Origin of the sequence: Streptomyces sp. NPDC021212, assembly GCF_044332925.1 — a bacterium.
Classification (GTDB): Bacteria; Actinomycetota; Actinomycetes; order Streptomycetales; family Streptomycetaceae; genus Streptomyces.
This window is the reverse complement of the sequence record NZ_JBIRPZ010000007.1, coordinates 253,032-266,850: the sequence shown is the minus strand read 5'-3', so window position 1 is coordinate 266,850 and position 13,819 is coordinate 253,032. Positions and strand designations below refer to the sequence as shown.

General features: G+C 71.9%; 11 protein-coding genes. 1 reads left to right on the top strand and 10 read right to left on the bottom strand.

Going from position 1 to position 13,819, the window contains the following annotated elements; translation table 11 throughout:
• Positions 1 to 33: 33 nt before the first annotated feature.
• The 5 genes from ACH4SI_RS20680 to ACH4SI_RS20660 form a co-directional block, all read right to left on the bottom strand.
• Entirely contained in the window at positions 34 to 2,163 is a 2,130-nt protein-coding gene (locus tag ACH4SI_RS20680) for a 3-hydroxyacyl-CoA dehydrogenase NAD-binding domain-containing protein (RefSeq protein ID WP_398297577.1), read from the bottom strand.
• Positions 2,160 to 3,377: a thiolase family protein gene (locus tag ACH4SI_RS20675; protein WP_398297575.1), complete on the bottom strand. Its 1,218-nt coding sequence runs from the start codon at positions 3,375 to 3,377 to the stop codon at positions 2,160 to 2,162. The genes ACH4SI_RS20680 and ACH4SI_RS20675 overlap by 4 nt, the downstream gene beginning before the upstream one ends.
• A 308-nt stretch (positions 3,378 to 3,685) precedes the next feature.
• Positions 3,686 to 4,963 (bottom strand): HRDC domain-containing protein, encoded by a 1,278-nt coding sequence (locus tag ACH4SI_RS20670; protein WP_398297573.1) that lies wholly within the window; start codon positions 4,961 to 4,963, stop codon positions 3,686 to 3,688.
• Between the two features lie 105 nt (positions 4,964 to 5,068).
• Complete coding sequence (locus ACH4SI_RS20665; RefSeq protein WP_063730929.1) at positions 5,069 to 5,731, bottom strand: response regulator transcription factor; 663 nt, start codon at positions 5,729 to 5,731, stop codon at positions 5,069 to 5,071.
• A 166-nt stretch (positions 5,732 to 5,897) separates the two neighbouring features.
• Positions 5,898 to 6,617 carry a DUF3000 domain-containing protein gene (locus ACH4SI_RS20660; protein WP_398297570.1) on the bottom strand — a complete coding sequence of 240 codons (720 nt, stop codon included), beginning with the start codon at positions 6,615 to 6,617 and terminating at the stop codon, positions 5,898 to 5,900.
• Between the two features lie 91 nt (positions 6,618 to 6,708).
• Here ACH4SI_RS20660 and hemE point away from each other — a divergent pair, with 91 nt between their 5' ends.
• The gene (hemE, locus tag ACH4SI_RS20655; RefSeq protein WP_398297568.1) at positions 6,709 to 7,794 is read left to right on the top strand and encodes a uroporphyrinogen decarboxylase; all 1,086 of its coding nucleotides are present in this window, start codon (positions 6,709 to 6,711) and stop codon (positions 7,792 to 7,794) included.
• Positions 7,795 to 7,821: 27 nt separating this feature from the next.
• Here hemE and ACH4SI_RS20650 read toward each other — a convergent pair whose 3' ends face one another.
• The 5 genes from ACH4SI_RS20650 to ACH4SI_RS20630 form a co-directional block, all read right to left on the bottom strand.
• On the bottom strand, positions 7,822 to 9,207 hold the full coding sequence (locus ACH4SI_RS20650; RefSeq protein ID WP_398297990.1) for an FAD-dependent oxidoreductase: 1,386 nt from the start codon (positions 9,205 to 9,207) through the stop codon (positions 7,822 to 7,824).
• 146 nt (positions 9,208 to 9,353) lie between these two features.
• Positions 9,354 to 10,553, bottom strand: coding sequence for a cytochrome P450 (locus ACH4SI_RS20645; RefSeq protein WP_398297566.1), 1,200 nt, complete (start codon positions 10,551 to 10,553; stop codon positions 9,354 to 9,356).
• 46 nt (positions 10,554 to 10,599) lie between these two features.
• A complete protein-coding gene (locus ACH4SI_RS20640; protein ID WP_398297564.1) occupies positions 10,600 to 11,484 on the bottom strand; it encodes a hypothetical protein in 885 nt (294 codons plus the stop codon).
• On the bottom strand, positions 11,481 to 12,080 hold the full coding sequence (locus tag ACH4SI_RS20635) for a phosphatase PAP2 family protein (RefSeq protein ID WP_398297562.1): 600 nt from the start codon (positions 12,078 to 12,080) through the stop codon (positions 11,481 to 11,483). Before ACH4SI_RS20635 ends, ACH4SI_RS20640 begins: the two co-directional genes overlap by 4 nt.
• A 29-nt stretch (positions 12,081 to 12,109) precedes the next feature.
• A complete protein-coding gene (locus ACH4SI_RS20630; protein ID WP_398297560.1) occupies positions 12,110 to 13,633 on the bottom strand; it encodes a hypothetical protein in 1,524 nt (507 codons plus the stop codon).
• Positions 13,634 to 13,819 lie beyond the last annotated feature (186 nt).

Below are 13,819 nucleotides of genomic sequence, written 5' to 3'. Positions count from 1 at the left end.
CGCCCGGCGCCCGGGCATCTCACGCGGTGCGGCTTACGCGGGGACGCTCGCGACCCCAGGGGCCAGGAACCGCTTCCCGTTCACCCGCTCCGAGACGCCCTCACGGTCCAGGTACGGCGTGAGGCCGCCCAGGTGGAAGGGCCAGCCGGCGCCGGTGATCAGGCACAGGTCGATGTCCTGCGCCTCGGCGACGACGCCCTCGTCCAGCATCAGGCCGATCTCCTGCGCGACGGCGTCCAGCACCCGGTCGCGCACCTGCTCCTCCGTCAGGACCGTGCCGCCCTGCTGGAGCAGCGCGGCGACCTCCGGGTCCAGCTCCGGCTTGCCGGAGTCGTAGACGTAGAAGCCGCGCTTGCCCGCCTCGACCACGCGCTTGAGGTTCTCCGAGACCGTGAAGCGGTCCGGGAAGGCGCCGTGCAGCGTCTCGGACACGTGCAGGCCGATGGCCGGGCCGACCAGCTCCAGCAGCACCAGCGGGGACATCGGCAGCCCGAGCGGCTCCACCGCGCGCTCCGCGACGTCGACCGGGGTGCCCTCGTCGATGACGTTCTGGATCTCGCCCATGAAGCGGGTCAGGATCCGGTTGACGACGAACGCCGGGGCGTCCTTCACCAGGACGGCGGTCTTCTTCAGCTTCTTGGCCACCCCGAAGGCCGTGGCCAGCGACGCGTCATCGGTCTTCTCGCCGCGGACGATCTCCAGCAGCGGCAGGATCGCGACCGGGTTGAAGAAGTGGAAGCCGACGACCCGCTCGGGGTGCTTGAGCTTCGACGCCATCTCGGACACCGACAGCGAGGAGGTGTTGGTGGCGAGGATGGCGTGCTCCGGCACGACCGCCTCGACCTCGGCGAACACCTGCTGCTTGACGCCCATCTCCTCGAAGACGGCCTCGATGACGAAGTCGGCGTCCCCGAAGGCGGCGGCCTTGTCCAGCGACCCGGTCACCGCGGCCTTGAGCCGGTTGGCCTTGTCCTGGTTGATACGGCCCTTGAGCAGCAGCTTGTCGATCTCGTCGTGGACGTAGCCGACGCCCTTGTCGACGCGCTCCTGGTCGATGTCGGTCAGCACGACCGGCACCTCCAGGCGGCGCGCGAACAGCAGCGCCAGCTGCGAGGCCATCAGCCCCGCGCCCACCACGCCGACCTTGGAGACCGGGCGGGCCAGCGACTTGTCCGGGGCGCCGGCCGGGCGCTTGGCGCGCTTCTGCACCAGGTTGAAGGCGTAGATGCCGCTGCGCAGCTCACCGCCCATGATGAGGTCGGCGAGCGCCTTCTCCTCGGCCTCGTAGCCGCGGGCGAGGTCGCCGTTGCGGGCCGCGTCGATGATCTCCAGCGCGCGGTACGCGGCCGGGGCCGCCCCGTGCACCTTGCCGTCGGCGATGGCGCGGCCGCGCACCACGGCCTCATGCCAGGCGTCGCCGCGGTCGATCTCGGGCCGGGCGATCTCGATCTCGCCCTTGAGGACGGACGCCGTCCAGATCAGCGACTGCTCCAGGAAGTCGGCGCCCTCGAACAGGGCGTCCGCGATCCCCAGCTCGTAGACCTGCTTGCCCTTGAGCTGCTTGTTCTGGTTGAGCGAGTTCTCGATGATGACCGAGACCGCGCGGTCCGCGCCGATCAGGTTCGGCAGCAGGGTGCAGCCGCCCCAGCCGGGGACCAGGCCGAGGAACACCTCGGGCAGCGAGAACGCGGGCAGCGCGGCCGAGACGGTGCGGTAGGCGCAGTGCAGGCCGACCTCGACGCCGCCGCCCATCGCCGCGCCGTTGTAGTACGCGAAGGTGGGCACGGCGAGCGTGGACAGCCGCTTGAAGACATCGTGGCCGCCCTTGCCGATGGCGAGCGCGTCCTCGTGGCGCTTCAGCAGCTCCACGCCCTTGAGGTCGGCGCCGACGGCGAAGATGAACGGCTTGCCGGTGATGCCGACGCCGGTGATCTCGCCGTCCGCTGCCTCCTTCTCCACCTGGTCGATCGCCGCGTTCAGATTGGCGAGCGAGGCCGGGCCGAAGGTGGTCGGCTTGGTGTGGTCCAGGCCGTTGTCCAGGGTGATGAGCGCGAAACGGCCCGCGTCCTGGGGGAGGTCGAGGTGGCGGACGTGCGCCTGCGTCACGACCTCGTCCGGGAACAGCTCGGCCGCTCCCTTGAGAAGCTCTGCGGTGGTAGTCACTTGTTCCCCTCGAAGTGCGGGTTCTCCCAGATCACGGTGCCCCCCATGCCGAAACCGATGCACATGGTGGTGATGCCGTAGCGGACTTCCGGCTGCTCCTCGAACTGCCGCGCCAGCTGCGTCATCAGGCGGACGCCGGAGGAGGCGAGCGGGTGGCCGAAGGCGATCGCGCCGCCGTACTGGTTGACGCGCGGGTCGTCGTCCGCGATGCCGTAGTGGTCCAGGAACGACAGCACCTGGACGGCGAACGCCTCGTTGATCTCGAAGAGGCCGATGTCATCGATCGTCAGCCCCGCCTTGGACAGGGCCTTCTTGGTCGCCGGGACCGGGCCGTAGCCCATCACCTCGGGCTCGACGCCCGCGAAGGCGAACGACACCAGGCGCATCCTGACCGGCAGGTCCAGCTCCCGGGCGAAGTCCTCGGAGGCGACCAGGGAGGCGGTGGCGCCGTCGTTGAGCCCCGCGGAGTTGCCCGCGGTGACCCGGCCGTGCGGCCGGAACGGGGTCTTCAGCGTGGCCAGGTTCTCCAGCGTGGTGCCCGGGCGCATCGGCTCGTCGGAGGTCGCGAGCCCCCAGCCGGTCTCCCCGCCTTCGGGGGTGGTGCGGCGCACCGAGACCGGCACCAGGTCCTGCTGGATCTTGCCGTTGGCGTACGCCTTGGCGGCCTTCTCCTGGCTGCGCACGGCGAACTCGTCGGCGCGCTGCTTGGTGAGGTGCGGCAGCCGGTCGTGCAGGTTCTCCGCCGTCATGCCCATGAAGAGGGCCGACTCGTCGACCAGCTTCTCGGAGACGAAGCGCGGGTTCGGGTCGACGCCCTCGCCCATCGGGTGGCGGCCCATGTGCTCCACGCCGCCCGCGACGACCGCGTCGTACGCGCCGAAGGCGATGGAGCCCGCGGTGGCGGTGACGGCGGTCATCGCACCGGCACACATCCGGTCGATCGAGTAGCCCGGGACGGACTGCGGCAGCCCGGCCAGGATGCCCGCGGTGCGGCCGATGGTCAGGCCCTGGTCCCCGATCTGGGTGGTCGCGGCGACGGCCACCTCGTCGATGCGCTCAGGCGGCAGGTCCGGGTTGCGTCGCAGCAGCTCCCGGATGCACTTGACGACCAGGTCGTCGGCGCGGGTCTCGTGGTAGATGCCCTTCGGGCCCGCCTTGCCGAACGGGGTACGGACGCCGTCGACGAAGACGACGTCCCTAGCGGTACGAGGCACGTTGGCTCTCCTCCAGGTGCGGGATGGCACTGCTGCGGGCACGCCATCGGCGCGCCTCCACACCCTCATGCTACTTATGAGTAACCACGCTGCCCAGTCTTCGCCGCCGTAGCGTCGAAGGTCACAGGTCACACGTAGGGCGTGTCCGCACAGTCCCGCCGGGCCCGCGACGCCTGGCACGCTCCCCCAGCTACCGCTGGGAGGTACCCCCTGACGCCGCGGGCTGACCCGACGCGACTGTGCGGACACGCCCTGAACGGACCGGCGGCCGAGGCCGCCGGTCCACGCGCGTCACATCACGCCGGGGGTCACGCCGACTCCGTCCCCAGGGCGCCGGTCAGGACCGTTGAGACCTGGTCGATCTGCCAGGGACGGGCGCCATGAGCGGCGAGAACGTCCGCCACCGCGGCCGTCGTCGGCTCCGCCGGGGGCTCCCAGCACAGCCGCCGGACCGTGTCCGGGGCGATCAGGTTCTCCTGCGGCAGGTTCAGCCGTTCGGCGAGCGCCGTCACCGCCGTGCGGGCCGCCGAGAGCCGGGCCGCCGCGGCGGGATCCTTGTCGGCCCAGGCGCGCGGCGGGGGCGGGCCGGCCACCGGCTGGCCGGGCTGCGGAAGTTCGGCCTCCGGCAGCTCCCTGGCCCGGTCCACCGCGGCCTGCCACTGCTCCAGCTGGCGGCGGCTCATCCGGTGGCCGAAGCCGCTGAGCGCGGACAGCGCCCGGACGTTCACCGGCAGCGCCAGCGCGGCCTCCACGATCGCCGCGTCCCCCAGCACCTTGCCGGGCGACACGTCGCGGCGCTGGGCGATCCGGTCCCGGGCCGTCCACAGCTCGCGCACCACGGCCATCTGCCGTCGTCGTCTCACCTTGTGCATCCCCGACGTACGCCGCCAGGGGTCCTTGCGGGGCGGGGCGGGCGGGGCCGCGGCGATGGCCGCGAACTCCTGGTGGGCCCACTCCAGCTTCCCCTGCCGGGTCAGCTCCTCCTCCAGCGCGTCGCGCAGGTCGACCAGCAGCTCCACGTCGAGCGCGGCGTAATGCAGCCACGGCTCGGGCAGCGGGCGGGTCGACCAGTCGACGGCCGAATGCCCCTTCTCCAGCGCGTAGCCGAGGATGTTCTCGACCATGGCGCCGAGCCCCACCCGGGCGAACCCGGCCAGCCGGCCCGCGAGTTCGGTGTCGAACAGCCGGTCCGGGACCATGCCTATGTCACGCAGACACGGCAGATCCTGGGTCGCGGCGTGCAGCACCCACTCGGCGTCGGCGATGGCGGCCCCCAGCCCCGACAGGTCGGGGCAGCCGACGGGGTCGATCAGTGCGGTCCCCGCTCCGGCCCGGCGCAGCTGGACCAGATAGGCCCGCTGTCCGTAGCGGTAGCCGGAGGCGCGCTCGGCGTCGACGGCGACGGGGCCGTGTCCCGCGGCGAAGGCCGCGACGACCTCGGCGAGCGCGTCCGGGTCGGCAGTGACGGGCGGAATGCCCTCACGCGGCTCCAGCAAGGGGACCGGCGCCGGGGGGAGGTCGTCCGGGGGAGCGCCCCCGGTGGTTCGCAGTGTCGTCTCGTCTGCGGTCTCTTGGGCGTCGGTCACCTGTCAAGGGTAGCTGTGTACGGCGAGTACACAGGCGCCCGTCGACGGAACGTTCCGTCGACGGGCGCCTGTGTGGTGCGCGGCGGGTGATCCCCGCCGTGGGGCTCAGTGGATGATGCCGGTACGCAGCGCGACCGCGACCATGCCGGCCCGGTCGCCGGTGCCGAGCTTGCGGGCGATGCGGGCGAGGTGGCTCTTGACGGTGAGTGCGGACAGGCCCATCGAGACGCCGATGGCCTTGTTGGACTGGCCCTCCGCAACCAGCCTCAGCACCTCGACCTCGCGTCCCGACAGCTCCCGGTAGCCACCCGGGTGACCGGGGGCGCCCGGCGGGCGGCGGTGCATCCGGGCGGCGGCGGCGCCGATGGGGGCGGCGCCGGGACGGCCCGGGATGCCCAGGTTGGTGCGGGTGCCGGTGACGACGTAGCCCTTGACGCCGCCGGCCAGTGCGTTGCGCACCGCGCCGATGTCGTCGGCGGCGGAGAGGGCAAGGCCGTTCGGCCAGCCCGCGGCGCGGGTCTCGGACAGCAGGGTGAGGCCGGAGCCGTCGGGGAGGTGGACGTCGGCGACGCAGATGTCGCGCGGGTTGCCGATACGGGGGCGGGCCTCCGCGACGGACGACGCCTCGATGACGTCGCGCACCCCGAGGGCCCACAGGTGACGGGTGACGGTGGAACGAACGCGGGGGTCGGCGACGACGACCATGGCCGTCGGCTTGTTCGGGCGATAGGCGACCAGGCTGGACGGTTGCTCGAGGAGAACAGACACCAGGCCTCCTGGGAAGTGGTGGGACGGGTCACCACTCCTTCGGCACCGATACGGTCCAGCTTTAGGGAATGATCACGATTTGGTGAGTAACAATTCGGGCAATCTCGGTCAGACGGGGTTGCCCGAGCGGCGGAAGCGCGCAGTGGCCCCCTGTATCGGGGCCCGCTCAGCGGGGCTGGGGTCCGCGGCGCTGGGGGAGGGAGACCACGCCCGCCTCCGTCGTCCCGGCCGGGGGCAGACCGGCGATCTGGCACAGCAGATCGCACCAGGCCGCCAGGTGCGCCCCGGTGTCCGGTACGCCCAGCGGCTCCGCGACCGCCTCGTCCGCCCGCTCCGGGTGGGCCGGCTCGGGTGACGGGTGGTCCGACGGCGTCCAGGAGGCCCGGATCTCGATCCGGGTCGACGGCTCCCGCTCCCCGATCCCGCCGAAGTAGTGGGAGCTGGCGCGTGTCACCGTGCCGCTGGGCTCCGAGCAGGCGAGCCCGCGCGCCTCCAGCGCGCCGGTGAGCCACGACCAGCACACCTCCGGCAGCAGGGGATCCGCCGCGATCTCCGGCTCCAGGTCGGCGTGGATCAGCGTGACCAGCCGGAAGGTACCGCGCCAGGCGTCGTGGCCCGCCGGGTCGTGCAGCAGGATGAGCCGGCCCTCGGCCAGCTCCTCCTCGTCGTCGGCGGTGGCGTCCGCGACCACCGCTTCGAGTGCGTACGAGAACGGCGCCAGGCGGCGCGGTGGTGGGGTCGGGTCGAGCTCCACCTCGGGCCGCACCCGTACCGCGCGCAGACCGGCGACCGCGCGCCGGAAGGCGAGCGGGGCGCCCTCCCCGCCCGCGTCCGGGCCGTCAGCACCGTCAGCACCGTTCGAGAGGTGTCCTTGAACCGCTGCCATGCCCGGAAGACTAGGCGCATCGAGGGCTCCAACCGGGGAGGAACACCCGGGTTGGCGGGTCACTCGTTCGGCCCGTGCGAAGATTTGGTGCATGAGCGCCACAGAGCGGCCCTCGGGCCAGCAGCAGACCGGCCGCCCGGCGGCGAACCCCTGCGCCGATTCGGCCTTCCTCCGGGCCTGTCGACGCGAACCGGTGCCGCACACCCCGGTGTGGTTCATGCGGCAGGCGGGGCGCTCGCTGCCGGAGTACCGCAAGGTCCGTGAGGGCACCGCCATGCTGGAGTCCTGCATGCGCCCCGACCTGGTCACGGAGATCACGCTGCAGCCGGTGCGCCGTCATGGCGTGGACGCGGCGATCTACTTCAGCGACATCGTGGTGCCGCTCAAGGCGATCGGGCTCGACCTCGACATCAAGCCCGGTGTCGGCCCCGTCGTGGAGCGCCCGATCCGCAGCCGGGCGGATCTGGAGCGGCTGCGTCCGCTCGACCCGGACGATGTGAAGTACGTCACCGAGGCGGTCGGGTCGCTCGTCGGCGAGCTGGGCGCCACCCCCCTCATCGGCTTCGCGGGCGCGCCCTTCACGCTCGCCAGCTATCTGGTCGAGGGCGGCCCGTCGCGCAACCACGAGCACACCAAGGCGCTCATGTACGGCGCCCCCGAGCTGTGGGCCGAGCTGCTCGACCGGCTCGCGGACATCACCGCGACCTTCCTGAAGGTGCAGATCGAGGCGGGTGCCTCGGCCGTGCAGCTCTTCGACTCCTGGGTCGGCGCCCTGGCCCCGGCCGACTACCGCCGTAGCGTGATGCCCGCCTCCGCGAAGGTCTTCGAGGCCGTCGCCGGGTACGGCGTGCCGCGCATCCACTTCGGCGTCGGCACCGGTGAACTCCTCGGCCTGCTCGGCGAGGCGGGCGCGGACGTCGTCGGCGCCGACTGGCGGGTGCCGCTGGACGAGGCCGCCCGGCGGGTGGGCCCCGGCAAGGCGATTCAGGGCAACCTCGACCCGGCCGTGCTGTTCGCGCCGCGCGAGGCGGTGGAGGCCAAGGCGGCCGAGGTGCTGGACGCGGCCCGGGGTCTCGAAGGGCACATCTTCAACCTCGGCCACGGCGTGCTGCCCACCACCGACCCGGAGGCCCTGACCCGGCTCGTCGAGTACGTCCACACCCGCACCGCGCGCTGAAGCCCGGGCGGCGGCGCCCGCTGTGCCCTAGCGGTCCGCCGCCTCCCGTACGACGGCAGCCGCCTTGCGCGCCGCCACCTGCACCGGGTCCCACACCGGGGAGAACGGCGGGGCGTACCCCAGGTCCAGCGACGCCACCTGCTCGACCGTCATCCCGGCGGTCAGCGCGACCGCCGCGATGTCCACGCGCTTGCCGGCGCCCTCCCGGCCGACGATCTGCGTGCCGAGTAGCCGCCCCGTGCGGCGCTCGGCGAGCATCTTCACCGTCATCGGGCGGGCGTCGGGGTAGTACCCGGCGCGGCTGGTCGACTCGGCGGTGACGGTGTGGAAGCGCAGCCCCACCTCCTCCGCCTGGGCCTCCAGCAGCCCGGTGCGGGCGATCTCCAGATCGCAGACCTTGCTGACCGCGGTGCCGACCACACCGGGGAACGTCGCATAGCCGCCACCGATATTGGTGCCGATGACCTGGCCCTGCTTGTTGGCGTGGGTGCCCAGCGGGATGTGCCGGGTGCGGCCGGACACCTGGTCCAGGACCTCCACGCAGTCGCCGCCCGCCCAGATGTTGGTGTGGCCGCGCACCCGCATGGCCAGGTCGGTGAGCAGCCCGCCCGACTCGCCCAGCGGCAGCCCCGCCTCCCGGGCGAGCCCGGTCTCGGGGGCCACCCCGAGGCCCAGGACGACCAGCTGGGCGGGGTATTCGCTGACCTTGGTGGCCACCCCGCGCACCCGACCGTCCTCGCCGGTCAGCACCTCGGCGACCTCCGCGCCGGTCACGGTGTCGATGCCGAGCCCGGTCATCGCCTCCCGCACCAGCCGTCCCATGTCGGGGTCGAGGGTGGCCATCGGCTGTTCGCCGCGCTCCAGGACGGTGACCCGGCAGCCGCGGCGGGTGAGCGCCTCGGCCATCTCCACCCCGATGTATCCGGCGCCGACCACGACCGCCCGCTCGACCGTCCGGCCCTCCAGGGTCTCCAGCAGCGCCCGCCCGTCGTCCAGGGTCTGCACCCCGTGCACCCCGGGCGCGTCGATACCGGGCATGTCGGGGCGGCGCGGGCGGGCGCCGGTGGCGATGACCAGGTCGTCGAAGCCGTGCCAGCGCTCGGCGCCGCCGTCCAGGTCCCGGACCCGGACCCGCTGCCCGGCGACGTCGATCTCGGTGACCTCGCTCCGTAGCCGGACGTCGATACCGCGCCCGCGGTGCGCCTCCGGGGTGCGGGCGACGAGGTCGTCGGGGCCGTTCACCAGGCCCCCGGCCCAGTACGGGATGCCGCAGGCCGAATACGACGTGAAGTGACCGCGCTCGAAGGCCAGGATCTCCAGCTCGCCCCGCTTGCTGAGCCTGCGCGCCCGGGACGCGGCGGACATCCCCGCCGCATCGCCCCCGATGACCACCATCCGCCGTGCCGCCGCCATCGAATCCGCCCCTTCGCCGCCGTATGTCATGGTCCGTCGGGTACCACGCTACGAGCGCGCCATGGGCTCGCGGACCAGGACGTACAGAACAGCACTCGTGAGGAGCCCGCCGCCGCATCGGCGGCGGGCTGCCCGCTCGCGTGCGGTCAGAGGCGGATCGGGAGGTGGGCGGGGCCTCGCAGGCTCAGCAGACCGTTCCAGCGGACCTCGCCCGCCTGCTCCAGGCCGGGGAAGCGGCGGATCAGTTCCCCGATGGCGATCCGTCCCTGGATCCGGGCGAGCGCCCCGCCGACGCAGTAGTGGGCGCCGCCGCCGAAGGAGAGGTGGCGGCGCGCGTTCTCGCGGTCCAGCCGCAGCCGGTCGGCGTCCGGGCCCCAGAATTCCTCGTCACGGTTGGCGCCGGCCAGGCTCGCGAGGACGATCGAGCCGGCCGGGATGTCGTGTCCCGCGACCCGGTGGGGACGAAGGGTGATACGTCGGGCGAGATGGACCGGTGGTTCGTACCGGAGCAGTTCCTCGATCGCGTTCCGGTCCAGCTCGGGAGCGCCGCGCAGGAGGCTGAGCTGGTCGGGATGGCGCAGCAGTGCGAGGATCCCGCCGGAGAGCAGGTTCACGGTCGTCTCGTAGCCGGCGACGTAGATCATGGCGACCTGGGCCACCAGCTCGTCGTGGCTGAGCCGGTCGCCGCCGTCCTCGGCATCGATGAGGGCGGTGAGCAGGTCGTCGCCGCGGTCCTGGCGCTTGCGGGAGATCGCGTCGGAGACCAGCTCCAGCAACTCGGCGTCGGCGGCCTCGATGTCGGCCTTCCCGCCGGAGCCGGCGCCGGGCTCTCCCAGCCGGATGAGCAGACTGGTCAGCTCGCGCAGGCGCACGGTGTCGATCTTCGGCATCCCGAGGATCCGGGTGATCACGGCGAACGGCAGCGGGAACGCGAAGGCGTCGACCAGGTCCCCGCCCCCGGCGCGGCCCAGGTCGTCCAGCGCCTTGTCGACCAGGTCGCGCACCACCGGCTCGATGCCGTTCATCGCCCGGGGGGTGAATGCCTGGGAGACGAGTTTGCGCAGTCTGGTGTGGTGCGGGGGGTCCTGGTCGATCAGTGCGAGCCCCTTGAGGCGTGGTGGGCGGGCGGGGCCGGCGGAGCCCCCCGCGTTGCGCTTGTCGACGGAGAGGTCCGCGCGCAGCAGCGCCTCCACGTCCTCGTACCGGGAGACCATCCAGAACCCGCCCGGATGCTCGTGCACCGGCGCGTGACGGCGCACCTCGGCGTAGTGGGGGTGCGGGTCCTCCATGAATCCGTCGGAAAGCGGGTTGAACATGACCGGCATCGGGCGTATCGCGCCGCTCATCGCGTATGTCCTCTCGTCATGTGTATCGGTAGGGATGGGCATCGGCTCAGGCCGGGCGGGCCCGTCCGCGCCTGTGCGCCGCCGCGGCGAGGGCGCCGACGGCCAGGGCCACGCCGACGGCGGCGCCCTTGCGCAGGCCCGTGCCGGAGGGCCGGGAGGGTGGCGCGGGGGCCGGGGAAGGGGCAATCACCCGGGGGTACGGCTCCACGGCCGCCGCGTAGCGTTGTCGGCAGACCTCGGCGATCCGCGCACGCCGCTCGGGCGCCAGCGCGGACAGGCGCTCCAGGAACATCGCCTCGTACCGGTCGACCTCGCGCCGAAGCTCGGTGGCGGCCGCGTCGCCGAAGAGCTCCACGAAGGCGGCATACACGTTCAAGGTGCCTGACGCGACGTCCCGCTCGTAGTGCCGGAGGTCGTTCGCTATGTCCGCGAGCACCTCCACCGGCCAGAGCAGGTCCCGGGTCGCGGGGTCCATCGGACGCCCGCGCAGGGCGAAGGACATGGCACGCAACAGGCGTACGTCGGTGGGCCGCAGCTCGACCATGGCGAGGGTGTCGTCCCGGGTGACGGTCCCGCGCGATGTGGCGCCGTTCTCCAGGCGGATGAACCGCTCCGCCTCGTCGACCAGGAACGCCACGTCCTCGTTCCACGCGCCCAGCGCACGCAGTACCTTCTCGAACGCCCTCTTGTAGGTGTGGAACGACTCGTAGTCGCTGTTGCGCACGGCATCGAGGTCCACCGCCGCATTGCGTTCGGCCAGGGAGTCGACGCGATAGACCAGGTACTCGACGCCGAGCAGCACGGGCGTCAGCCGCAGGCGCTGCCGACGCGGCACCTCGTCCACCACGTAGTACATCCGCAGGACGTAGTCCCGCACGATGCCCGCGGCCTTTCCCAGGGGAGTCGCCGCCAGGCAGGAGCTGTTCATCATGCTTCCTTTCCGAAGGTGTTCGGGGAGCGGGCGTCGACGCGCCAGGCGACGGCGAAGCCGACCGCGAGCCCCAGCAGCGCGCCGCCCGCGACATCGGCGGCGTGGTGGGCGTCGGCCAGGACGCGGGAGATCCCGACAGCCGCCGCACAGAGCGGGCCCACGACCAGGCACAGCCACCACAGCGGCGTGCCGGTGCGCATCACCACCAGCAGCACCACGAGCAGGAGCGTCGCGGAGGCCATGTGGCCGGACGGGAAACTGAACCCGGCGTCGGGGGGTGTGCCGTCGGCCGGGACCGGGAGCGGCCGCCCCACCACAGGTTCGAGCAGCATCTCCGCCGCGAACTGCGCGGTGAGGCCGGCGAGCACCCACAGGGCGGCGCCGAACCGGCGACGGCGCAGCAACACGCCGAGGACTGCCGCCAGGCCGGCCCCGAGCAGCGCCGAGCCGACCAGGTCGGCCCTCCCGCCGGCGCCGGGCCAGGGCCCGTCCGACGTGCCGAGTGCGAGGTCGGCGAGTGCCCGGACATCGGCGTCGACCGCGCTGATGGCGTCGCTTCCGGAAGCCACCAGCGCGGTCAGCAGGACGAACGCCACCGCCGAGACCGCCGATCCGACGAGGGGTCTCAGAGCCTGCGCCAGGGCGACATGCCGGCGGCGCGGATACTGCGGTGGAGCAGAACGCAGTAGGCGGCGTCGAGCAGGAACGTCCATCCGTACATCACGTTGATCAGTGGCGTCAGCGGATACGAACGGTGGCCCAGCGATTTCCGCAGGAAGTCGGACCAGCTCGTCGGCCAGGTCCGTTGCGGTGAGGTGGTGACGGTGAGCGCCGTGGCGATCCAGGCGCACAGCGTGCCCAGCCACTTGCCCAGGGCGATGTACATCGACTGGCCCGCGGGCGATCCGCGGTCCTCCAGCATCTTGATGTACAGGATCGACATCATGAGGTTGATGCCGAACCCGGTGTACTCCCCGTCGGGATCCGCCAGATCGATGAACGCGTAGTAGTTGACCGGCAGGGCGATGGCCAGGAACAGCCCGAACATCGGGCGGAAGTACTTGCCCAGGGCGCTGTTCGGGAACTGCGCCGCGCCGTACTTCCACGCCTGCCAAGCGATCACCGCGTCGACCAGGAAGCCGAAGATGCTCGCGGTGTGGAAGTAGTCCCCCAACGGGTCCAGGAGGAAACCGTAGGCGAACTCCCAGGTGAGATTGGCGCAGAGGGCGGCGAGCGGCACGCCGAAGGTCTGGTCGGCGAAGCCCCGGTAGACGATCGCCACGTAGGCGACCAGCCATCCGACCACGCACAACATGCCGAACAGGACGACGGCGCTCGACACCCCCTCGGCCGCGCTCTCCTGCTCGTGCCGTTCGGCCGCGGGGTCCGGGTAGTCGCCCCAGGCGGGGGCGCAGTGGCGCGTGTACGCGTGGTGGAGCCGCTCGCGATCCGCGGGTTCGAGGGATTGCAGGCGTTTCTCGAACTGTGCCCGGAAATCATCCACTTCGTCGCGGAGTCGCTCCGCCGCCGTGTCCCCGTAGGTCTCGACGAAGGCGGCGTAGATGTTGGTGCGCTTGACCGTGTCGGTGCCGGCGGCGTACTGCGTCACGTCCGATGCGACGTAGGCCAGGGTCTCGGCGGGCCGGAGTGCCTCGCGGAGCGCCTCGTCGCCGTGGCGGTCCCAGGGGCGGCCGAGGTCGCGGACGACGCGGAGCTCGGTGGGAGCCAGTTCCATGAGCCGCCGCAACTGGTGGGGTTCCGCCGCGCCCTGCCGGACCGCGTATTCCGTTTCGGCGAGTTCCGCGATGTCCTGATGCGCGCGCGCTCCATCGGGAATGCGGGCGCAGAGCCGCGCCAGAACCCTTTCGATGCAGGCGTCCCGAAACACTATCAGATGTCCGAATAGATTCCCCCCCACGGGCTCCGGGGCGAGTGCCGCGAGACGGCCGCGTTTCATCGCGAATGTCAGGTAGCGCGCCGTCAGGCGCACCGGCGTGGCGCGAAGTTGCCGTTTCAGGGACGACCCGAGGACGGGGCGGTGGATGCCCTCGCTGACCGCGACCTCGGTGGAACGCCGTATCGGTGGGGCGACTTGGGTGACGACCGAGGTCAGCACCTGTTTGGCGCGCTGAGAAGCCGGCAGTCTCATCAGAGTTCCTATCCTGCTCAATCCAGCCTCCTAGAGCCGAATCCCGCGTGGGCCGTCCGATCGCCGGACGCACAACCGCCTTAACGGAATCGGTAGTTCCGGGTTGCGATTACCCGAACAGATGATGAACATGGTGTACCATAATGATCCGCACGGCCCAGGCTTACTTGCAAGACCTGTCGCACA